1 protein-coding gene is annotated in these 406 nt (G+C 48.8%); it reads right to left on the reverse strand.

Going from position 1 to position 406, the window contains the following annotated elements; translation table 11 throughout:
* Positions 1-406, reverse strand: a 406-nt coding sequence (locus EEB15_RS33460; protein ID WP_199236721.1) for a PTS transporter subunit EIIC, incomplete at both ends; no start/stop codon positions are given.

Here is a 406-nt window from a genome sequence, read left to right on the forward strand (position 1 = left end):
TCGTAATACCAAGAATAACGGCTTGTCCATGCACGGCCAGATTATCTGTCGCCAGCGTGTTTGTGATCACCAACATGGCATTAATGGCCTTGTTCATGACCAGAAAAGACAACACAGAAGCGAGCCCTGCGGTTCCTCTATCGGTGTTGGTCATACCCACTGCAATCCCGACGGCAAACAGCAGTGGCAGGTTATCAAACACGGCGCTGCCACACAGTTTCATCAATGTGAAAATGGCCTGCAAGACAGCATTATCAAGGAACGCGTAAGTTCCGATAGTGATTGGGTTGGAAAACACACCGCCTATACCCAACAGCAAACCTGCAGCAGGTAAGACGGCGATAGGTAACATAAACGATTTACCCAACTTTTGTGCGCCGGAGAAGAAACTGTTCATGAGAGAACC

It is taken from the genome of Ramlibacter sp. WS9, assembly GCF_003797765.1.
In the GTDB taxonomy this organism is placed as follows: Bacteria; Pseudomonadota; Gammaproteobacteria; order Burkholderiales; family Burkholderiaceae_C; genus Ramlibacter.